17 protein-coding genes are annotated in these 20777 nt (G+C 73.3%); 13 read left to right on the top strand and 4 right to left on the bottom strand.

Features of this window, described 5'->3' with window-relative positions:
- The first annotated feature begins 58 nt into the window (after positions 1-58).
- From P3T27_RS01635 to P3T27_RS01610, 6 genes are all read left to right on the top strand, one after another.
- Complete coding sequence (locus tag P3T27_RS01635) at positions 59-1105, top strand: NAD-binding protein (protein ID WP_280673835.1); 1047 nt, start codon at positions 59-61, stop codon at positions 1103-1105.
- A gap of 48 nt (positions 1106-1153) precedes the next feature.
- The gene (locus P3T27_RS01630; RefSeq protein ID WP_280673833.1) at positions 1154-2131 is read left to right on the top strand and encodes an NAD(P)H-quinone oxidoreductase; all 978 of its coding nucleotides are present in this window, start codon (positions 1154-1156) and stop codon (positions 2129-2131) included.
- Between the two features lie 150 nt (positions 2132-2281).
- Positions 2282-3091: a hypothetical protein gene (locus P3T27_RS01625; RefSeq protein ID WP_280673831.1), complete on the top strand. Its 810-nt coding sequence runs from the start codon at positions 2282-2284 to the stop codon at positions 3089-3091.
- 222 nt (positions 3092-3313) lie between these two features.
- Positions 3314-3922: a bacterial proteasome activator family protein gene (locus P3T27_RS01620; RefSeq protein WP_280673829.1), complete on the top strand. Its 609-nt coding sequence runs from the start codon at positions 3314-3316 to the stop codon at positions 3920-3922.
- Positions 3923-4179: 257 nt separating this feature from the next.
- Positions 4180-5634 carry a protein kinase gene (locus tag P3T27_RS01615; protein WP_280673827.1) on the top strand — a complete coding sequence of 485 codons (1455 nt, stop codon included), beginning with the start codon at positions 4180-4182 and terminating at the stop codon, positions 5632-5634.
- 112 nt (positions 5635-5746) lie between these two features.
- Positions 5747-7528: a protein kinase gene (locus P3T27_RS01610; protein ID WP_280673825.1), complete on the top strand. Its 1782-nt coding sequence runs from the start codon at positions 5747-5749 to the stop codon at positions 7526-7528.
- A gap of 20 nt (positions 7529-7548) precedes the next feature.
- Here the strand turns inward: P3T27_RS01610 and P3T27_RS01605 are convergent, their stop codons facing one another.
- Complete coding sequence (locus P3T27_RS01605) at positions 7549-8649, bottom strand: phosphotransferase (protein ID WP_280673823.1); 1101 nt, start codon at positions 8647-8649, stop codon at positions 7549-7551.
- 67 nt (positions 8650-8716) lie between these two features.
- Positions 8717-9376: a response regulator transcription factor gene (locus P3T27_RS01600; RefSeq protein WP_280673821.1), complete on the bottom strand. Its 660-nt coding sequence runs from the start codon at positions 9374-9376 to the stop codon at positions 8717-8719.
- 420 nt (positions 9377-9796) lie between these two features.
- Here P3T27_RS01600 and pdhA point away from each other — a divergent pair, with 420 nt between their 5' ends.
- Genes pdhA through P3T27_RS01585 form a run of 3 tightly spaced genes read left to right on the top strand, consistent with a single transcriptional unit; the run spans position 9797 to position 13382 of the window.
- Positions 9797-10957, top strand: coding sequence for a pyruvate dehydrogenase (acetyl-transferring) E1 component subunit alpha (pdhA, locus tag P3T27_RS01595; protein WP_280673819.1), 1161 nt, complete (start codon positions 9797-9799; stop codon positions 10955-10957).
- Positions 10954-11931: an alpha-ketoacid dehydrogenase subunit beta gene (locus tag P3T27_RS01590; protein WP_280674103.1), complete on the top strand. Its 978-nt coding sequence runs from the start codon at positions 10954-10956 to the stop codon at positions 11929-11931. The genes pdhA and P3T27_RS01590 overlap by 4 nt, the downstream gene beginning before the upstream one ends.
- Positions 11932-11945: 14 nt before the next feature.
- Positions 11946-13382, top strand: a complete 1437-nt coding sequence (locus P3T27_RS01585) for a dihydrolipoamide acetyltransferase family protein (protein ID WP_280673817.1) — start codon at positions 11946-11948, stop codon at positions 13380-13382.
- An 81-nt stretch (positions 13383-13463) separates the two neighbouring features.
- On the opposite strand, the gene P3T27_RS01580 is transcribed toward P3T27_RS01585, so the two are convergent.
- Positions 13464-14453, bottom strand: a complete 990-nt coding sequence (locus tag P3T27_RS01580) for an LPXTG cell wall anchor domain-containing protein (protein WP_280673815.1) — start codon at positions 14451-14453, stop codon at positions 13464-13466.
- A 206-nt stretch (positions 14454-14659) separates the two neighbouring features.
- Between P3T27_RS01580 and P3T27_RS01575 the strand changes: the two genes are divergently transcribed.
- The 3 genes from P3T27_RS01575 to P3T27_RS01565 all read left to right on the top strand — a co-directional run bounded on the left by P3T27_RS01575 (position 14660) and on the right by P3T27_RS01565 (position 18734).
- Positions 14660-15883 (top strand): benzoate/H(+) symporter BenE family transporter, encoded by a 1224-nt coding sequence (locus P3T27_RS01575; RefSeq protein ID WP_280673813.1) that lies wholly within the window; start codon positions 14660-14662, stop codon positions 15881-15883.
- Between the two features lie 204 nt (positions 15884-16087).
- Positions 16088-17317 (top strand): M64 family metallopeptidase, encoded by a 1230-nt coding sequence (locus tag P3T27_RS01570; protein WP_280673811.1) that lies wholly within the window; start codon positions 16088-16090, stop codon positions 17315-17317.
- A gap of 73 nt (positions 17318-17390) precedes the next feature.
- Positions 17391-18734, top strand: a complete 1344-nt coding sequence (locus P3T27_RS01565; RefSeq protein ID WP_280673809.1) for an MFS transporter — start codon at positions 17391-17393, stop codon at positions 18732-18734.
- A 198-nt stretch (positions 18735-18932) separates the two neighbouring features.
- On the opposite strand, the gene P3T27_RS01560 is transcribed toward P3T27_RS01565, so the two are convergent.
- Entirely contained in the window at positions 18933-19754 is an 822-nt protein-coding gene (locus tag P3T27_RS01560; RefSeq protein ID WP_280673807.1) for a maleylpyruvate isomerase family mycothiol-dependent enzyme, read from the bottom strand.
- Positions 19755-19927: 173 nt separating this feature from the next.
- Between P3T27_RS01560 and P3T27_RS01555 the strand changes: the two genes are divergently transcribed.
- The gene (locus P3T27_RS01555) at positions 19928-20725 is read left to right on the top strand and encodes a carbon-nitrogen family hydrolase (protein ID WP_280673805.1); all 798 of its coding nucleotides are present in this window, start codon (positions 19928-19930) and stop codon (positions 20723-20725) included.
- Positions 20726-20777: the final 52 nt, after the last annotated feature.

The raw sequence follows: 20777 nt of genomic DNA, 5'->3' as shown, positions 1-20777 counted from the left end.
GAGCGGCCGCCGGACGGCGGGGGTACCCGCGGCCGACGGCCGGGGGAGAGGCGGGCGGATGAGCAGGCTGCGACGGGTGGCCGCCCCGGGCAGCGAGCCGTGGGCGGACGCCGGCATCGTGCTGCCCGCCCGCCGGACCGCGCCCGCCGGGCGGCAGGTCGGCTCGCGGCTGCTGCTGGCGCTCGCCGTGCTGGTCGCCACCACGCTGATCGTCTACGTCGACCGGGACGGCTACAACGACAACGCGGGCGGCGGGCTCAGCTTCCTGGACGCGGCGTACTACGCCACCGTGACGCTCTCCACCACCGGGTACGGCGACATCACCCCGTACAGCGACGGCGCCCGGCTCACCAACATCTTCGTGATCACCCCGCTGCGCGTGGTGTTCCTGATCATCCTGGTCGGCACCACCTTGGAGGTGCTCACCGAACGCACCCGCCAGCAGTGGCGGTTGAACCGCTGGAGGTCCACCGTGCGCGAGCACACCGTCGTCATCGGGTACGGCACCAAGGGCCGCAGTGCCGTCGACACCCTGCTCGGACAGGGCGTGAAGAAGGAGGAGATCGTCGTCGTCGACCCGCAGCGCAAGGTGATCGAGCAGGCCGCCCGGCACGGCCTGGTCGGCGTGGTCGGCGACGCCACCCGCACCGACACCCTGCTGCGCGCCGCCCTGCCCACCGCGGCCCGGGTCGTGATCGCGCCCGAACGGGACGACACCGCCGTCCTGGTCGCCCTGACGGCGCGCCAGCTGAACAAGGGCGCCACCGTCGTCGCGGCCGTCCGGGAGGACGAGAACGCCCCGCTGCTGCGGCAGAGCGGTGCCGACGTCGTCGTCACCAGCTCCAGCTCGGCCGGGCGGTTGCTCGGCCTGTCGATGCTCAGCCCGCACGCCGGCGCCGTGATGGAGGACCTGCTCACCTACGGCCACGGCCTGGACGTGGTCGAGCGCCCCGTCACCCGCGCCGAGGCCGGGCACAGCCCGCGCGAGTGCGAGGACCTGGTGGTCGCGGTGGTCCGTGGCCGGCGGGTGCTCAACTACACCGAGCCCGAGGCCGCCGTGCTCCAGCTCACCGACCGGGTGATCGTGATCAAGTCGACCGGCTGACGCGGGCCTTGCCCGCCGCCGCGCCCTGACGCGCAGTAGGTTCGAGACATGTATGCGATGACGATTCCCGTACCCGGCGGTCCCGAGGCGCTCGTGTGGGCCGAGGTGCCCGACCCGGTGCCCGGCGAGGGCGAGGTCCTGGTCGAGGTGGCGGCCACCGCCGTCAACCGTGCCGACCTGCTCCAGCGGCAGGGCAACTACAACCCGCCGCCCGGCGCCTCGCCCTACCCCGGGCTGGAGTGCGCCGGGCGGATCGTCGCCCTCGGGGCGGGCGTGTCCGGTTGGGCGGTCGGCGACGAGGTGTGCGCGCTGCTGGCCGGCGGCGGGTACGCGCAGCGCGTCGCGGTGCCGACCGGGCAGCTGCTGCCGCTGCCCAAGGGCCTGGGCTTCGAGGAGGCCGCCGCGCTGCCCGAGGTCGCCTGCACGGTGTGGTCCAACGTGTTCCTCACCGCCCACCTGCGGCCCGGCGAGACGGTGCTGCTGCACGGTGGCGCGAGCGGCATCGGGACCATGGCGATCCAGCTGGCCAAGGCGGTCGGCGCGCGGGTCGCGGTCACCGCGGGCAGCGCCGAGAAGCTGGCCCGGTGCACCGAACTCGGCGCGGACATCGCGATCGACTACCGCGAGCAGGACTTCGTCGAGGTGGTCAAGGAGGCCACCGGCGGGACCGGGGTGGACGTGATCCTGGACATCATGGGCGCCAAGTACCTGCAGCGGAACGTGGACGCGCTGGCGGTCAACGGGCGGCTGGTGATCATCGGGCTGCAGGGCGGTGTGAAGGGCGAACTCGACCTCAACGCGCTGCTGCGCAAGCGCGCCGCGGTGATCGCCACCAACCTGCGCGGGCGTCCGCTGGCGGAGAAGGCGGCGATCGTGGCGGCGGTGCGCGAGCACGTGTGGCCGCTGGTCGAGTCCGGGGTGGTGAAGCCGGTGGTCGACCGGGTGCTGCCGCTGACCGAGGCCGGGGAGGGGCACCGGGTGCTGGCGGCGGGGGAGCAGGTCGGCAAGGTCGTGCTGCGGGTCTGAGGTCTGAGGTCTGAGGCCTGAGTGCTGAGGGCTGGGTCCTGGTGCGAATGGTCCGAAATGCTCTAATTGGCCGAATGTGTGAGGCTGGTCCCGAGCTGTCCCGCCGCCGACCCGCCCGCGGGCGGTCGGCCGTCGGAAGGACCTCCGACCGTGGCCGCACCTACACACCTCTTCGGGCCGCTGCCCTCCGCGCCACACCACCGTCGTCCCCACCACCACCGCACCCGCCCGGGCCGGGCCCATCGGCTGATCGCGGCGGTCGTGCTGGGGCTCACGCTCCCGCTGGCCGCCGCTTCGGCGGCCGTCGCCGCGCCGTCCCCCGCGCTGTACCCGTCGCCGACGGGCGAGGCGAGCGATCAGGCGGAGCCGACCGCAGAGACGATCGTGGAGCCGGCTGCGGCGCCGACCACCGGCCCGACCCGGCCCGGCACGCCGGCGACGACGCCTGGCGGGAGCGCCACGCCGGGCACCGCGCCGGCGGTGGCCGTGGCCGCCGTGCTCACGGCCCCGGTGGTCTCGGCGCCGCCGACTCCTGTGCCGACCGACGCGGCAGTTCCGGCGGCCGCGCCGCCGCAGCACCCGGTGCCCCGCCCGCACCCGGACGGTGGCGGCCCCCGGGCGCATCGCCACCGGAGCGTGTGGGCACCCCAGCGTGCCGAAGCCGTCCCGGAGCAGGTGCCGGAGCGAGTGCCGGACCGGGCCCCTGTGCAGGCTCCTGCGCAGGCCCCGGATCAAGCGCCCGAGGCCGACCAGGGCGCCCCGGACGCGACGGCTCCCGCCGACGACGCCGCGCTGGACACCGCCACGGCCGCGACCGACCAGGCCGTGGCCGCCGCCGCCCCCACCGTCCTGCCCGCCCGCTGGCGTGACGCCTCCACCCTGCAGTTCCCGCTGGGTGCGGGGCTGGGGATGATCGGGTGCGGGCTCGGGTTGATCGGGTTGCGGTTGCGACGGGGGTGAACCCCGCGGTGGAGCGGTTGCGCCGGGTGGTGGGGGGAGGTTCGGTGAGGGGTGTGTGGCGGCCGTAGGTGGGCCGGGGCGTGGTGGGCCGGGGCGGAAACTGAGTATCCGTACGGATGCCCGGGGCGGCGCGCGTCGGCGTACCGTCGTCAGCGGCGGCGCAGGACGGCGGGCGTACGGGGGCTTCCGCCCGACCAACCCCAGTGAGAGAGAATGTTGTTCATGACGAATCCGATGAACGAGCGCTCGTCGCAGCAGCCCTTCCAGGCCGCGGGCGGGCAGTCGCAGGACGGCCAGAAGGTGCTGATCGTCGGACCGGACGGGCTGCCGGTGGGCCAGGGGTTCGCCGGTTCGGCGGGCGACGACGAGGGAGACCTGCCGCGTGAGCTCCCGGTGACCGAGATGGTCGAGCAGCCCGCCAAGGTCATGCGGATCGGCAGCATGATCAAGCAGCTGCTGGAGGAGGTCCGGGCGGCGCCCCTCGACGAGGCCAGCCGGGCCCGGCTGAAGGACATCCACGCCAGCTCGATCAAGGAGCTGGAGCTCGGTCTGGCCCCCGAGCTGGTCGCCGAGCTGGAGCGGCTTTCGCTGCCGTTCACCGAGGACAGCATTCCGACCGAGGCCGAGCTGCGGATCGCCCAGGCCCAGCTGGTCGGCTGGCTGGAGGGCCTGTTCCACGGGATCCAGACCGCGCTGTTCGCCCAGCAGATGGCGGCGCGGGCCCAGCTGGAGCAGATGCGGCGGGCGCTGCCGCCCGGTCTGAACGGTGGCGAGCCGGACGAGGACGAGCCGGGTCAGGGCCGCGGCATCCGGTCCGGCCCGTACCTGTAGCGGGCCGTCGGAACCGGACGTACCGCGACGATCCGCCCCGGATCGAGGCGCCGCCGGACGGCGTCGGCGGCCCGGGGCCAGGATCGGCCCTGGACCGATCACCGTCGGCGTGAGCCGATACCCTGACCCCTGTCGCAGGCCGGTCGTACCGCCGCGGCAGGGGTCCGCCAGGCCAGCGGGCCGGGCCCACCACGCACGGACGAGACCGAACGTCACGGTCGCGGCGCCACGGCCGCGCCGAGGGGGAGCAGAGGACCATGAGCGAGCACGGCAACGCGGCGGTCGAGGGCTCCTCCCTGGGCAACGGCCGCTATGTGCTGCAGCGGCTGCTGGGCGAGGGCGGCATGGCCTCCGTGCACCTCGCGTACGACAGCGTGCTGGGCCGGCAGGTCGCGCTGAAGAGCATGCACAGCGAGCTGGGCCGGGACGACTCGTTCAAGGAGCGGTTCCGCCGCGAGGCGCAGGCGGTGGCCCGGCTGGAGCACCCGAACATCGTCACGGTGTACGACAGCGGCGAGGACGTCGCCCCGGACGGCTCCAGCACGCCGTACATCGTCATGCAGCTGATCGACGGCAAGGGCCTGCGCGAGGCGATCAACGAGGCGGTCGCCCAGTTCGGCGCGATGCCGACCGAGGAGGCCCTGAAGGTCATCGTCGGCGTGCTGAACGCGCTGGAGGCCTCGCACGACATGGGCCTGGTGCACCGCGACATCAAGCCCGGCAACGTCATGTTCGACCGCAAGGGCAACGTCAAGGTCATGGACTTCGGCATCGCCCGGGCGCTGGAATCGGGCGTCACGTCGATGACACAGACCGGCATGGTGGTCGGCACCCCGCAGTACCTGTCGCCCGAGCAGGCGCTCGGCAAGCCGGTGGACGCCCGCTCGGACCTGTACTCGGTCGGCGTGATGCTCTTCGAGATGCTCACCGGCCAGCTGGTCTTCGACGGCGACTCGGCCTTCTCGATCGCCTACAAGCACGTCCAGGAGGAGCCGCCGGCGCCGTCCACCCTCAACCGGTCGATCATCCCGGTGGTGGACGCCTTCGTCGCCCAGGCCCTGCGCAAGGACCCGGCCCACCGGTTCCAGAGCGCGGCGGCGATGCGGGACGAGGCGGAGCGGCTGATCGCGGCCGCGAAGGGCGGCGGCAGCGGGCACCCGCTGCAGGCCAGCACGCCTCTGGTGATCAACGAGGGGCCGCGCTCGGTGCACGCCGCGCCGCCGGCCCCGCAGACGCCGCAGCCGCAGTACCCGCAGCAGCCGCAGTACCGGACCCCGCCGCCGGCCTTCCAGCCGCCGCACCAGCAGGGCCCGCAGACCCCGCACCCCCAGTACCTGCAGCAGGGGGCGCCGCAGCAGCCGCAGTACCGGACCCCGCCGCCGGCCTTCCAGCCGCCGCACCAGCAGGGCCCGCACACGCCGCACCCCCAGTACCTGCAGCGGGGGGCGCCGCAGCAGGCGCACACCCCGCCGCCGCAGCCGATGCCGCCGTACCAGCAGCCGAAGGCGCCCAGCGGCGGTGGCTGCTCGACGGCCGCGGTGGTCATCGGGATCATCGTCGGCGTGCTCGTGCTGGCCGGCATCATCATCGCGATCGTGGTCAACAAGGCGCAGGACAACAAGACGAAGACCAAGACCGGGCACACCAGCGGCGAGCGGCCCGCGGCGGTGCTGGTGGTGGACCTTCCGGCCGACCGGTATGGCCTGCTCTGACGCTTTCCGGCCGGTTCGGGCGTGCCACGGGTCCGGGCCGGAAGCGGTAGCGTTCGGGGATACGTAAGCGACAGGGCACCGCGATCCGAGCGAACGCCCGGGGCGAGGAGCGATGGCACAGACGCAGCAGCCGGACGACGACACGGGAGCCGGTGCGAACGGCCGGACCGGCGGGACGCCGAGGATTCCCGAGCCCGGCAGCGACGCCGCGACCACCGCGTTCCCGCCGGTCATCGGGGCCGGCGGCCCGCACACCCCCGGTCGCGGCACCGCCGCCCCGCTGGGTACGGTCGGCGACGGCCGCTACCGGCTGACCCACCGGCTCGGCCGCGGCGGCATGGCCGAGGTGTTCGCCGCCGAGGACGTCCGGCTGGGCCGGACCGTCGCGGTCAAGCTGCTCCGCGGCGAGCTGGCCCAGGACGACATCGCCCGGCTGCGGTTCACCCGTGAGGCGCACGCCGTCGCGGCGCTCAACCACCACTCGATCGTCGCCGTCTACGACACCGGCGAGGAGTACGTCGGGGACGAGTCCACGCCGTACATCGTGATGGAGCTGGTCGAGGGCCGGACCGTCCGCGAGCTGCTGGTGGACGAGCAGGCGCCGCCGGTCGACCAGGCGCTGATCATCATCGCCGGGGTCCTGGAGGCGCTGGCCTACAGCCACCGGCACGGCATCGTCCACCGGGACATCAAGCCCGCCAACGTGATCATCACGACCGCGGGCGCGGTCAAGGTGATGGACTTCGGCATCGCCCGGGCGCTGACCGGCACCGCCAGCACCATGACCCAGACCGGCATGGTCATGGGCACCCCGCAGTACCTGTCGCCCGAGCAGGCCCTCGGCAAGCCGGTCGACCACCGCTCCGACCTGTACGCGGCCGGCTGCATGCTCTACGAACTGCTGACGCTGCGCCCGCCGTTCACCGGCGACACCCCGCTCTCGGTGGTCTACCAGCACGTCCAGGACATGCCGGTGCCGCCCTCGCACGCCAACGGCCGGGTGCCGGCCGGGCTGGACCCGCTGGTGCTGCGTTCGCTGGCCAAGAACCCGGACGACCGCTTCCAGGACGCCGACGAGTTCCGTGCGCACATCCAGCACGCGCTGCGCGAGATGCACGGCGCGGCCGGTGCGGGCTGGGCGGGCGCGGCGGCCGGGCTGGCCGCCGCGGGGCAGGGGAACACCGGCGCCACCCAGGTGATCCGGCCGGACCAGACCGCGGCCACCGCGGCCTTCGGCTCGATCGGCCCCGGTGACCAGACCTCGATGATGCCCTACCCGGGGACGGGTCAGGGGGCCGGCGGACCGCACACCCCGTCGACGCCCTACCCGGGGGCCGGCGGCCCCTACGGCGGTGGCGGTGAGGGCGACGGCGGTGACGGGGACGGCTCCGGTCGTCGGCGCGGGCCGTGGGGCTGGGTGGCCGGAGTGGCGGCCGTGCTGGTCGCGGCCGGGGTCGGCATGGCGTTCGCGTTCAGCGGTGGCGACGGCGGGACCTCGCACGTCGTGCCGCCGACGCCCGCACCGGTGGTCAGCACGACCGAGCCCACCACGCCGACCCAGAGCGGCACCCAGAGCCCGCCCGCGCCCAGCACCGGCACCCGGCGCCCGCAGCAGCCGACCGACAACGGCAACTACAGCGGCAACAACAACAGCGGCAACAACAACATGTCGCCGTCGTCGAGTTCGGGCAAGCACACGCAGACCCCGACGCCCACCGGGAGCGCCAGCCACACGCCGACGGCCCCTTCGACGACGACCAACCCGCCCACCACGGCGCCCACCACCCCGAGCACGGGCGGCGGTGGCAACACGGCCACCTCGCCGCCGCCGCCGAGCAAGTCGGTTCCGCCGGTGACGGCCCCGCCGGTGACACAGCCGCCGGCGACGCCCTGATCGGTCCGGGCTGACGCCGGTCAGTTGGCGAAGGCGTCCAGGACCTGCTCGTACTCCTGGCACCACCAGGCCAGTTGGCCCGCGGAGGCGGGGTAGAGCGGGTCGGCCCGGTGGTCGGCCCGCTGGTAGCGCCACTGGAGCATCCAGAAGTCGTTCAGCCGCTCCCACCAGACCCGGTGGGCGGCGGCGGCCAGGTGCTCGGCGGTGGCGGCCCCGGTGGCCCGGTAGGCCTGCGAGTAGTGGCGGGCCCGCACCAGGTCGAGCGTGCCGGACGTCCGGTCGTTGAAGAGCAGGGTGGCGGCGCGGACGGCCTCCTCGGCGCGCGGCTGCGGTCCGAGCTTGTCCCAGTCCAGGACGGCCGCGACCGGGCCGCCGTCGGGGCCGTCGCCGTACAGCAGGTTCAGCCCGTGGAAGTCGCCGTGGGTCCAGCCGGTGGGCGGGGCGGTCTGCGGGTCGGGGCGGCGGTGGGCGTGTTCGGCGAGCAGTTCCAGCCGTTCGGTGAGCCTCAGTTCGATCAGCGCGTCCAGGTCGCCGTACGGGCGGTGGTCGCGGGCGCGCCGCCGCAGGTCGCGGGCGAGGTCGGCGCTGTCGAGGGGGTTGGCGGCGCGGTAGCCGGCGGGCTGATCGAGGGGGGCGCACACGTCGTCGAGCGCGCCGTGCAGTCGGCCGAGCAGCGCGCCGAGCGCGTCGCACTGCGGCGGGGAGAGGTCGGTACCGTGCCGGTGTCGGCCATCGACCCAGGGGAACAGCGCGAACAGCCGGCCGCCGTAGCCGGCCACCGTGCCGGATCGTTCGGCGCAGGCCAGCGGGGGTGCGACGGGCAGCCCGAGGGCCTGCAGCCCGGCCATCGCGCGGTGGTGGGCGACGATCTTCGGACGGCTGGCGGTGGCGGCGTCGACGTAGCACTTCAGGAAGTACCCGCCGGTCTCGGTGGTGACCCGGTACCCGCGGTTCAGCAGGCCTTCCGCGACCGGTTCGGCGGCCAGCAGCCCCCCTACCCGGTAACGGCCCAGGACCTCGGCGAGTGCGGCGCGCGGGACGGGCGGACTGAGGGTCCCTATCGGCGGCGCGGAGAGGTCGGGGCGGGCCGGGGAGCAGGAGAGGGTCTGGCTGAAAGTCACAGCCAGAGGTTAGGGCCCCCGTGCGGGGGCCCTTGACAGAGCATCAGATCTGTGCTTGCTGTTCTGATCAGTGCTGCTGGTCCGCCTGGTGCCGTGCCACGAAGGCCGCCGCCTGGGTGCGCCGCTCCATGCCCATCTTGGCGAGCAGACTGGAGACGTAGTTCTTGACCGTCTTCTCGGCCAGGTGCAACTCGTTGCCGATCTGACGATTGGTCATCCCCTCGCCGATCAGATCGAGGATCCGGCGCTCCTGCTTGGTGAGCTGCGCCAGCCGCTCGTCCTCCTTCTCGCCGCCGTCGCGCAGCCGGGCCAGCACCCGACTGGTGGCGACCGGGTCGAGCAGCGACTTGCCGGCCGCGACGTCCCGGACGGCGGTGATCAGGTCGGTGCCGCGGATCGCCTTCAGGACGTAGCCGGAGGCACCCGCCATGATCGAGTCGAACAGTGCCTCGTCGTCCGAGAACGAGGTCAGCATCAGGCACTTGATCTCCGGCAGCCGGGATCGGACCTCCCGGCAGACCTCGACCCCGTTGCCGTCCGGCAGTCGGACGTCGAGCACCGCGACGTCCGGGTGCACCGCCGGGATCCGGGTGAGCGCCTCGGCGGCGGTGCCGGCCTCGCCGACCACCTCGATGTCGTCCTCGACCGAGAGCAGATCGTGCACGCCCCGCCGGACCACCTCGTGATCGTCGAGCAGGAATACCCTGATTTGTCCGTTATCAGTCACCTCCAAAGACTCCCATACCACCGCACGAAAGACCTATCCTCCCTATCACCACGGCAACGCGATCCGGCCGGAGCGCTCCAAAACCGATACCGAGAACCCCCTTACGTACGGGCCGCTGCCCGGATAACGTGCGCTGGTGTCCTGAAGGCGCCCGAATTGAGAGCTGCGTCACGCGGTCCGTCACCCCCACCCTTCCGACGGCGCGCTACCCGCGGCACCCTCGGGGTTGTAGGCCCTGAACAAGTAGGACGTCCTAGCGCAAGCGCGCCAAGGGCGGACGCTGGGTAACGTTCTCGTGAGGGACGCCGTCGGAACAGGATCACCACCTGCCCCGCAGTAGGTGCGCACACCCACGCGCGCCCCGCGAGGCGGTGACCGGACCGGTCACCGGCGACCCCGGGCGGCCGGACAGACCGAGGAGTGAACGTGACCGTCAAAAGCACGGCGAGGGCTCGCAAGAAGGCGGCCCCCGGCGTCCCTGACACCCTCCGCGCCACGGGGACGGACGCCCAGCCGGAGCTCGTACAGCTGCTCACCCCGGAAGGCGAGCGGGTCGAGCACCCGGACTACCCGCTCACCACCACTCCGGAGGAGCTGCGCGCCCTCTACCGCGACCTGGTGCTGGTCCGCCGGTTCGACGGCGAGGCCACCGCACTCCAGCGCCAGGGCGAGCTCGGCCTGTGGGCCTCGCTGCTCGGCCAGGAGGCCGCGCAGGTCGGCTCCGGCCGCGCCATGCGCACCGGCGACTACGCCTTCCCCACGTACCGCGAACACGGGGTCGCCTGGTGCCGCGACGTCGACCCGCTCAACCTGCTCGGCATGTTCCGCGGCGTGAACCACGGCGGCTGGGACCCGAACGAGAAGAACTTCCACCTGTACACCATCGTGATCGGTGCGCAGGCCCTGCACGCCACCGGCTACGCGATGGGCGTCAGCAAGGACGGCGCCGACGACGCGGTCATCGCCTACTTCGGCGACGGCGCCTCCAGCCAGGGCGACGTCAACGAGGCCTTCACCTTCGCCTCGGTCTACAACGCCCCCGTGGTGTTCTTCTGCCAGAACAACCAGTGGGCGATCTCCGAGCCCACCACCACCCAGACCAAGATCCCGCTGTACCGCCGCGCCTCCGGCTTCGGCTTCCCGGGCGTCCGGGTCGACGGCAACGACGTGCTGGCCTGCCTCGCGGTCACCCGCTGGGCGCTCGACCACGCCCGCAGCGGCAACGGCCCGGTGCTGATCGAGGCCTTCACCTACCGGATGGGCGCGCACACCACCTCCGACGACCCCACCCGCTACCGGGCCACCGAGGAGACCGAGGCCTGGAAGGCCAAGGACCCGATCCTGCGGCTGCGCACCCTCCTGGAGAAGGAGGGCCTGGCGGACGAGGAGTTCTTCACCGCGATCGACGCGGAGAGCGAGCGGCTGGGGCTGCGGGTGCGCGAGGGCGTGCGCGGCATGCCGGACCCGGACCCGACGCTGATCTTCGACCACGTGTACAGCGAGCCGCACGCGCTGGTCGATGAGGAACGGGCCGAATACGTCGAGTACGCGGCCTCCTTCGAGGCGGGGGAGAACCACTGATGGCCGGTCAGCTCAGCATCGCGAAGGCGCTCAACGACGCGCTGCGCAAGTCGCTGGAGAACGATCCGAAGACCGTCCTGATGGGCGAGGACATCGGCAAGCTCGGCGGCGTCTTCCGGATCACCGACGGCCTGCAGAAGGACTTCGGTGAGGGCCGGGTGATCGACACCCCGCTGGCCGAGTCCGGCATCGTGGGCACCGCGATCGGCCTCGCGCTGCGCGGCTACCGCCCCGTGGTGGAGATCCAGTTCGACGGTTTCGTCTACCCGGCCTTCGACCAGATCGTCTCCCAGCTGGCGAAGATGCACGCCCGCGCGCTCGGGCACGTCAAGATGCCGGTCACCATCCGCATCCCCTACGCGGGCGGCATCGGCGCGGTCGAGCACCACAGCGAGTCGCACGAGGCGTACTTCGCGCACACCGCCGGCCTGCGCGTGGTCAGCCCGTCCAGCGCGCACGACGCGCACTGGATGCTGCGGCAGGCCATCGCCTCGGACGACCCGGTGATCTTCCTGGAGCCCAAGCGCCGGTACTGGGACAAGGGCGAGATCGGCCCCGCCGCCGACCTCGCGCTGCACGACGCCCGGATCGTGCGGCCCGGCACCGACGCCACGCTGCTCGCCTACGGCCCGATGGTCAAGGTCTGCCTGGAGGCCGCCGCGGCCGCCGAGGAGGACGGCCGCCGACTGGAGGTCGTCGACCTGCGCTCGCTCTCCCCGGTGGACTTCACCACCCTGGAGGAGTCGGTCAAGCGCACCGGGCGGGCCGTCGTGGTGCACGAGGCGCCGGTCTTCCTGGGCATGGGCGCCGAGTTGGCCGCCCGGCTCACCGAGCGGTGCTTCTACCACCTGGAGGCGCCGGTCCTGCGGGTCGGCGGCTACCACGCGCCGTACCCGCCGTCCCGGGTCGAGGAGGCGTTCCTCCCCGACCTGGACCGTGTGCTCGACGCCGTCGACCGCGCGCTCGCGTACTGATCCGGGGAGCGAAGATGACCACCGAAGTTCGCTCGCTCCGCGAGTTCAAGATGCCCGACGTGGGCGAGGGCCTGACCGAGGCCGAGATCCTCAGCTGGTACGTCAAGCCGGGTGACACCGTCACCGACGGGCAGGTCGTCTGCGAGGTGGAGACCGCCAAGGCGGCGGTGGAGCTGCCGATCCCGTTCAACGGGGTCGTCGAGCAGCTCTTCTTCCCGGCGGGCGCGACCGTCGACGTCGGCACCGCGATCATCTCGGTCGCGGTCGCCGGGGAGGCCGGGGCCGTGGCTCCTGCCGCCGCTCCGGCTGCTCCCGCCGCCGAGGCCGCCGCTCCGGCCGCTGCGTCGGCCGAGCCCGAGCCCGAGCGGCGCGAGGTGCTGGTCGGTTACGGCCCGCGCACCGGCACCGCCCAGCGCCGGGCCCGGCGTACGACCACGACCACCGTCAACGCGACGCCGGCTCCGGCCGCGCCGGCTGCTCCGGTCGCTCCGGTGCCGGCGCAGGTCGCGCCCGTGGTGGCCGAACAGCCCGTCGGGGGACGGCCGTTGGCCAAGCCGCCGGTACGCAAGCTGGCCAAGGACCTCGGCATCGACCTGCGCGCCGTCGTCGCCACCGGCCAGGACGGCGTGATCACCCGCGAGGACGTGCACGCCCACGCGTCGGCCCTGGCCGCCGCGCGGGCCGCTCCGGCGGAGCGGCCCGTCGAGGCCGCGCCGGTCGAGGCGCTGCCGGCGCCGGTCGGCACCACGGGCGACGTCCGGGTGCCGATCAAGGGAGTCCGCAAGGCGACCGCGCAGGCGATGGTGGCCTCGGCCTTCACCGCCCCGCACGTCACCGAGTTCGTCCAGGTCGACGTGACCCGCACGATGAAGTTCGTCCGTCGGCTCAAGGAGAGCGGCGAACTGGGCCGGGACGTCCGGATCAGCCCGCTGCTGCTGGTCGCCAAGGCGCTGCTCACCGCGGTCAAGCGGCATCCCGAGATCAACGCGCAGTGGGACGAGGCGGCCCAGGAGATCGTCATCAAGGGCCAGGTGAACCTCGGCATCGCCGCGGCCACCCCGCGCGGCCTGATCGTCCCCAACATCAAGGACGCCGGCGGCAAGACCCTCACGGGCCTCGCCGTCGCGCTGGGCGAGCTGATCGACACCGCCCGCCAGGGCAAGACCTCGCCGGGCGACATGCAGGGCGGGACCATCACCATCACCAACGTCGGCGTCTTCGGCGTCGACACCGGCACCCCGATCCTCAACCCCGGCGAGGCCGCGATCCTCGCCGTCGGCACGATCCGGGACATGCCGTGGGTGCACAAGGGCAAGGTGGTCCCGCGTCAGGTGACCACGCTGGCGCTCTCCTTCGACCACCGGCTGGTGGATGGGGAGTTGGGCTCCAAGGTGCTGGCCGACGTGGCCGCCCTGCTGGAGCGCCCGAAGCGCCTGATCACCTGGGGCTGACGGCCCGGAACGTCACGAAGGGGCCTTCCCCCCACACCGCCGTGTGGGGGGAAGGCCCCTTCGCTTGTGCCCGCCCGTCGACTAGCGCTGGGGACGGAGTCGACGGACGGCGATCAGGACGCCGGCGCCGAGGGCGAGCAGGGCGGCGGAGGCGGCGAGGAGGAAGGTGTTGGAGGAGCTGGAGCCGGTCTGGGCGAGCTCGGGGGTGCCGGCCGGCGCGGTGGTGGCCGGGGCGGCACTGGGGGTCGCGCTCGGCGCGGCGGGGGCCTTGGTGGGCGCGGCGGCGGGCGCCTTGGTGGCGGCCGGGGCCGAGGTCTGGTCGGCGGCGGGCTTGGCCGGGGCGGGCTTGTCCTGCTTGGCGGGGGCGGGCTTGGCCGGAGTGGTCGGCTTCGCGGTGGTGGTGGGCTTGGGGGCCGGGGCGGGGTTCTCGGCCTGGCGCACCACGCGGACGGTGCGCGCCTCGCTGGTCTCCACCGGGAAGCCCTTGGCCCGGCCGCCGACGGTGACCTGGAGCTCGGTGAGGTCCTTCGGCGCCTGTGCCGACAGGCGCACGCGGTACATGAAGTTGGCGACGCGGCCGGTCTCCAGGCGGTCGGCCTTCGCCGAGGGGGCGTCGGCCCACAGCGTCGGGTCGCAGCCGTGGCGCAGGGGCACGGTCTTCCAGCCCTGGTCGGAGGAGACCTCGACCACGAAGTCCTGGGGCCGGAGGCCGCCGCGCGGGTTGTAGATCGCGAGCAGCGGGGAGGCGTTCTGGACCGTGGCGCCGGTGAAGTTGCCGACGCTGTCGCCGATCTCGAGCTTCGGGCCGCCGGGGGTGATGGTCTGGCCGGGCGGGGTCATGTGGAAGCCGGCGCTGATGCCCGTGCGCACGTCCCCCTGGTCGCCCGCGGCGGGCCCGCTCTGGTCGGCGACGGCCGCGTTGTCCGGGCCTCCGCAGGCCCAGGCGGAGTCGGTGGCGAGGAACTGGACGCCGCCGGCGAGGACGGTGGCGGCGGCGAGGGTGGCGATGCGGCGGCGGCCGGAGAAGGCGCGGTCGTTCTTCGCGAAACGGGTGATAACGGACGTGCGCATGACGTGACTCCCCAGGGTCATGGGTCTGACGGTGTGTGGGTGAAGACGACCGGGCCCGCTCGGTGTCGAGTGGGAGCGCCCCCCGGTCTCGCCGGTCTCGCTCTCCGTGCCTTCATCCGTATAGACGCGCATCCCCGGCGGTGGTTGCAGGTGGGTTCAAAAGTTTTTTCGGGAGCCTTGGACGCGGCGTTCGGGATACTTCCGGAATGACTGAGGAGCTGACAGTCCGACCGGAGACGGGGTCGGACGGGGGCGGGGAGCGTCGGTCGCTGCGGCGGGACGTGTCGGGGCCGGCGCTGCTGGCGGGGCTGGTCTGCATCGCGGTGTCGTTCTCGGGGCCGCTGGTGGTGGTGCTCGCGGCGGCGGCCGCCGGGCGGCTGGACGCGGCGCACACGGCGTCCTGGATCTGGGCGGTGTCCATCGGCAGCGGGCTGAGCGGCTTCGCGCTGAGCTGGTGGACCAGGACCCCGGTGATCACCGCCTGGTCCACCCCGGGGGCCGCGCTGCTGGTGACCAGCCTGGGCGCGTACCCGTACCGGGAGGCGGTCGGGGCGTTCCTGGTGAGCGCCGTGGTGGTGACGCTGTTCGGGGTGACCGGCTGGTTCGGCCGGCTGATCGCGGCGGTGCCGGCCGGGATCGTCAACGCGATGCTGGCGGGCATCCTGTTCTCCTTCGGCGCCGGGATCTTCGGCGCCGTGCACAGCGCGCCGGTGCTGGTGGTGGGCAGCTTCGCGGCGTTCCTGCTGGCCAAGCGGCTGGCGCCGCGGTACGCCGTGCCGGTGGCGCTGCTGGCGGGCGGGGTGCTGGCGGCGCTGACCGTCGGACTGCCGCTGCACCTGGGATCGAGCGGGCCGACCCGGCCCGTGTTCACCGTGCCGGCGTTCTCCTGGGCGGCCATGGTGGGGCTGGCGCTGCCGCTCACGATCGTGGTGCTGGCCTCGCAGAACGCGCCGGGCCTCGGGGTGATGCGGGCCTTCGGCTACCGGACGGACGACCGGCTGCTGATCGGGTCGACCGGCGTGATGTCGCTGCTGCTGGCGCCGTTCGGCTCGCCGGGGGTGAACCTGGCGGCGATCACGGCGGCGATCTGCTCCGGCCCGGAGAGCCACCCCGACCCGCGCCGCCGCTACGTCGCGGGGATGTCCTCGGGCGCGCTGTACGTGCTGGTGGGCAGCTTCGGCGGGGTGCTGGTGAGCCTGTTCACCGGCCTGCCGAAGGAGCTGATCGCGGTGATCGCCGGGGTCGCCCTGCTGGCCTCGCTGCAGGGCAGCCTGGCGGCGGCGGTGGCGGACGAGAAGGGGCGGGACGCGGCGGTGGTGACCTTCCTGGCGAGCGCCTCGGGGATGAGCCTGTTCGGGATCGGCTCGGCCTTCTGGGGCCTGCTGTTCGGGCTCGGCACCCATCTGGTGCTGAACCTCCGCAAGCGCTGACGGGGCAAGGGCGTTCCCCGGTCGCTGTCCGGACGGTTGCTCTGATGCTTGTTCCAGTCGTTGGAATGACTGGTGTGGGGTGAGTCATTCGGCCAGGTCGGTGACTTTTTCGGGGAGTGGTAGGGACGACACACCCGTACGGGTACGTCTCCGCTCCACCACCCGGGCGACGCCGGGTGACCGGAGCCCCGAGGACGCACCCGTATGCCGCCTGGCAACCCTGGCCGTCTCGTCCGGAGTCTGGCCGCGCTCGTGCTGGTGTCCACCGCCGTACTCCCCTCCGCCCTGGAGCTGGTCGGCCCCTCGCCGTTCGGCGCGATCGGGCCGGGCGCCCCCGCGGACCGGGCGGTGCCGCCGCACGCAGTCCAGCGCGCCGACCACCGGCCGGCCGCGGCCGCCCCGACCGTCGACATACGGCGCACCGGTGACCCGGCCAACCGGATCACCCTGGTCCTGCTCGGCGACGGCTACACGGGTGCCGAACAGGACCTGTTCCGGCAGCAGGCGGACCGGGCCTGGCGCGCGCTGATGGACATCGAGCCGTTCCGCACCTACCAGGGGTACTTCAACATACGGCGGGTCGAGGTGGTCTCCCCGGTCTCCGGGATAGCCGAGACCGAGAGCCGGGGCCGCAATCCCGCCACCCCGCTCGGCATGCACTTCTGGTGTGAGGGCACCGCCCGGCTGCTCTGCGCCGACGAGGCCGCCACCGCCCGGTACGCGGGGGACGGCTCCGGGCCGCAGTACCTGATCGCGCTGGCCAACTCCAGCGAGTACGGCGGCGCCGGCGGAACCGGGGTGACCACCCTGGCCGGCGGCAGCCCGGACGCCGGGCGGATCATCCAGCACGAGATCGGGCACACCGTGGGGGACCTCGGCGACGAGTACGACAGCGCCCCGGACGACGCCGAGTACCCGAACCTCTCCACCCTCGGCGCCGACGACATGCGCAAGAAGCAGACCAAGTGGTGGCGCTGGCTGGGCGTGGAGTCCCCGGACGGCGCCGGGACGGTCGGCGCCTACCGCAGCGCCAACGGCCTCTACCGGCCCACCCCCGACTCGGTGATGCGCACCCTGGGCAGCGCGTACAACCTGCCGTCGCGCGAGGCGATCATCGAGGAGCTGTACCGCAGGGTCCGGCCGACCGACGCCCCGACGCCGCCGCCCGGCGAGGTGGCCGGGCGCCCCCGGCTGCAGGTCCGGCCGCTGCCGCTGGCCGGCTCGCGCCAGTTGCAGGTGCAGTGGACGGTGGACGGCGTCCCGGTGGTGCCGCAGGCCGGCGGCGGTGCGCTGGACACCGCCCAGCTGAACCTGGCCCCGGGGCGGACGGCCACCGTGACCGCGACCGTCCGGGACACCACCGACTGGGTACGGGACGAGGCCTTCCGGGACCGCTACATGACCCGGTCGGTGTCCTGGACGGTGACCGGCTGAGGCCGGGTTCGTGCCCGATCGACCGCACCCCGTGCCAGGCCTCCCATCATGGGATGACTAATCTGGTCGCACTATGACCGTGGAGCCCGCCCGTTCAGCCGCGCCCCTGTCCGTCTCCACTCCCCGAACCGCGGCCGAGCCCCCGGCCGTCCCCGCCCCCTCCCCGCCCGGCGGGCGCGCGGCCTGGCTGGCCTGGTCCATCGGCGTCAGCGTCTACATCCTCGCGGTGATCCACCGCACCAGCCTCGGTGTGGCCGGACTGGACGCCGCCGACCGCTTCGGCATCGGCGCCTCCGCGCTCTCCACCTTCTCGATCCTCCAGGTGCTGGTCTACGCGGCCATGCAGATACCGGTCGGCCTGCTGGTCGACCGGTTCGGGCCGCGCCGGGTGCTGCTGTTCGGCATCGTCCTGCTGAGTGCCGGCCAGCTGGCCTTCGCCTTCAGTTCCTCCTTCGCCCCCGCGCTGGCCTCCCGGGCGGTGCTCGGCTGCGGCGACGCGATGACCTTCATCAGCGTGCTGCGGATCGCTGCCCGGTGGTTCCCGGCCGCCCGGAACCCGTTCGTGGCCCAGCTGACCGGCCTGGCCGGGATGGGCGGCAACCTGGTCACCACCGTGGTGCTCGCCCAGGCCCTGCACCACGAGGGCTGGACGCCCACCTTCACCGCGATCGCGCTGCTCGGCGTCGCGGTCTTCGCGCTGGTCGCGCTCTTCCTGAAGGAGGCCCCGGCGGCGCCGGCCGCCCGGCCGCCGGAGCAGCCGTCCGCGGCGCGGCCGAAGGTCGGGCGGCAGGTCCGCGCCTGCTGGCGCGAGCCGGGTACCCGGCTCGGCCTCTGGGTGCACTTCACCACCCAGTTCCCCGGCAACGCCTTCGGCCTGCTCTGGGGCCTGCCCTACCTGGTGGAGGCGCAGGGCATGTCCCGCGCCGAGGCCGGCGGGCTGCTGACCCTGCTGGTGCTCAGCAACATGGCCTTCGGCTTCCTGTTCGGCCGGGTGCTCTCGGTCTCGGCGCGGGCCCGGATGCCGATCGTGCTCACCGTCATCACGGCCACCGGGCTCGGCTGGGCGCTGGTGCTGGCCTGGCCCGGTGGGCACCCGCCGAGCTGGCTGCTGGCCGGGATCATCGTGGTGATGGGCAGCAACGGCCCGGCCTCACTGGTCGGCCTGGACTACGCCCGGGCGCGCAATCCGGTGGAGCGCCTCGGCACCGCCTCCGGGATCGTCAACATGGGCGGCTTCATCGGGACGATGATCACGCTGTTCGGCATCGGCGTGCTGCTGGACGGGCTCTCGCCGGCCGGCGCCGGGGAGTACTCGGCCGACGCCTTCCGCTGGGCGTTCTGCTGGCAGTACGCCCCGCTGGTGGTCGGCACGGTGATGATCCTGCGGCTCCGGCGGAAGGTTGCGGCGGCGGCGTAGGGCTTCCGACCGGTGGAAACGTGATCAACCAGCCCGAAAGCGAGGTTGATCGAGCGCGAGTCGACGACCCGCGGGCGGGCCGCGTCGACGACGTGGCGCACCCGGCTCGGGTTCAACCTGCCGGGCACCGCGCACACGTCCGCCGTGACGGACCACGGCTCCCCGGCGATCATGCGGAGGGGTCGGATGCGGCGGGGGTCAGACGGTGACGGTGAAGGCGGCCAGGACCCGGTCGGCCAGTTCCTTGTCGCCCTCGACGGTCACCGGTCCGGGGCGACCGCGGCCGCAGGCGAGCCGGAGGTAGGTCTCCCAGTCCATGGTGAGCTGGACGTCCGGGGCCAGGCTGATCGACTCGTCGACGGTGCCACGGCCGGCCGCGTCGACCCGGACGGTGCGCAGGAACTCCACCGGGCCGGTGACGTCCAGCACCAGGGCCGTTCCGGCCGGGGCGCCGGCCTGGTGGGCGACGGCCTTGGGCAGCAGTCCCAGCAGCACGTCCCGGGTGATCAGGGCGGCCGGGGCGTCCAGGTTGCCGGGGGTGTCCAGGGCCCGGCGCAGGTCCTGCTCGTGCACCCAGACGTCGAAGGCCCGCAGGCGCAGCAGCTCGTGGTACGGCACGTCGCGGCTGTGCGGGCCGGCCGGCCAGCGCACCGGCTCCTCGGGCGTCTGCTTGGCATTCCGCAGTGCCCGGGAGCGGCGGATGATCGTGTACTCCAGCTCGCTGGTCATCTCCAGCGCGGTGTGGCAGCGGCGCTTGTCGACCGGCAGCTCGATGTAGCGGGCGAACTCGGTGGTCACGTGGCGAAGGTCACGCGGCAGCGAGTGGATCGGGCGGGGGTCGCCGAGCAGCTCGGACTCGACCGCGATGACGTGCGAGACGACGTCCCGGACCGACCAGCCGGAGCATTCGGTGGCCCGGTTCCAGGAGCCCTCGGGGAGGGGGGCGACCAGCTCCGATATGGACTCGATGCTCTGGGTCCACGCCTCCGTGTAAGCCTGCACGGTCTGGTTGTCCGTCACGGGAATTTCCGGCCTTCCGTCAGCTTCCTTGCCCTCTGCGCCCGGCCTCCCCGGTCGGCCGGGTTGGTCCGGCTTCCGGGCGCACACGCTAACCGCACGTTACGCTGCCGGGAGACAGCTGGGCAGCGCTTTCGGGTGACGATCGTAGGTCTCTTGCCGTGGACGGTGGTACTGTGCGCGCTTCATTGATCCAACTCGCGGTATCCGACGCCGAGCCGCCCGCGGAGCGGCGGGCCCGGGCCGCCGCCCTGGTCCGGGCGCAGCAGGGTGCGGACCTGGTGGTCCTGCCGGAGCTGTGGCCGCTCGGCGGCTTCGCGTACGACCTGTGGTCGGACGGCGCCGAGACGCTGGACGGGCCCACCTCGGACGCGATGGCGGCCGCCGCCCGGGCGGCCGGGGTCTGGCTGCACGCCGGTTCGATCGTCGAACGCGATCCGGACGGGCCGATCTACAACACCTCGCTGCTGTTCGCGCCGGACGGCGAGCTGGTGCACACCTACCGCAAGATCCACCGCTTCGGTTTCGACAGCGGCGAGGCGGTGGTGATGGGTGCCGGGCAGGAGATCGTCACCGCGCCCACCGAGTTCGCCACCCTGGGCCTGGCCACCTGCTACGACCTGCGCTTCCCGGAGCTGTTCCGGGCGCTGCTGGACGCCGGCGCGCAGCTGCTGGTGGTCCCGGCGGCCTGGCCGGCCCGGCGGCGCGAGCACTGGACGCTGCTGGCCCGGGCGCGCGCGGTGGAGGAGCAGGCGTTCGTGCTGGCCTGCAACACCGCGGGGACGCACGCCGGGGTCGAGCAGGCCGGGCACAGCATCGTGGTGGACCCGTGGGGCCGGGTGCTGGCCGAGGCCGGTACGGAGGAGCAGGTACTGACCGTCGAGTTCGACCCGGCCGAGGTGGCCAAGGCCCGCGAGGAGTTCCCGGTGCTGCGGGACCGCCTGCTGGGGATCCCGGCGCCGGTCCAGCGCTGACCCCGGGCGGGGCCGGCCGGGGGGTTGGTTTGTACCCTCTCGGGGCGGGTTT

The organism is Kitasatospora sp. MAA19 (genome assembly GCF_029894125.1).
Classification (GTDB): domain Bacteria; phylum Actinomycetota; class Actinomycetes; order Streptomycetales; family Streptomycetaceae; genus Kitasatospora.
The sequence above is the reverse complement of the archived record's forward strand: the minus strand, read 5'-3'. Positions and strand labels throughout refer to the sequence as shown.

Excerpts from the sequence above, each read along its gene's own strand:
- P3T27_RS01620 (WP_280673829.1), top strand. The coding sequence starts at position 3,314 with ATGACGAATCCGATGAACGAGCGCTCGTCGCAGCAGCCCTTCCAGGCC.
- P3T27_RS01610 (WP_280673825.1), top strand. The coding sequence starts at position 5,747 with ATGGCACAGACGCAGCAGCCGGACGACGACACGGGAGCCGGTGCGAAC.
- P3T27_RS01585 (WP_280673817.1), top strand. The coding sequence starts at position 11,946 with ATGACCACCGAAGTTCGCTCGCTCCGCGAGTTCAAGATGCCCGACGTG.
- P3T27_RS01630 (WP_280673833.1), top strand. The coding sequence starts at position 1,154 with ATGTATGCGATGACGATTCCCGTACCCGGCGGTCCCGAGGCGCTCGTG.
- P3T27_RS01575 (WP_280673813.1), top strand. The coding sequence starts at position 14,660 with ATGACTGAGGAGCTGACAGTCCGACCGGAGACGGGGTCGGACGGGGGC.
- P3T27_RS01635 (WP_280673835.1), top strand. The coding sequence starts at position 59 with ATGAGCAGGCTGCGACGGGTGGCCGCCCCGGGCAGCGAGCCGTGGGCG.
- P3T27_RS01570 (WP_280673811.1), top strand. The coding sequence starts at position 16,088 with ATGCCGCCTGGCAACCCTGGCCGTCTCGTCCGGAGTCTGGCCGCGCTC.
- P3T27_RS01580 (WP_280673815.1), bottom strand. The coding sequence starts at position 14,453 with ATGCGCACGTCCGTTATCACCCGTTTCGCGAAGAACGACCGCGCCTTC.
- P3T27_RS01565 (WP_280673809.1), top strand. The coding sequence starts at position 17,391 with ATGACCGTGGAGCCCGCCCGTTCAGCCGCGCCCCTGTCCGTCTCCACT.
- P3T27_RS01615 (WP_280673827.1), top strand. The coding sequence starts at position 4,180 with ATGAGCGAGCACGGCAACGCGGCGGTCGAGGGCTCCTCCCTGGGCAAC.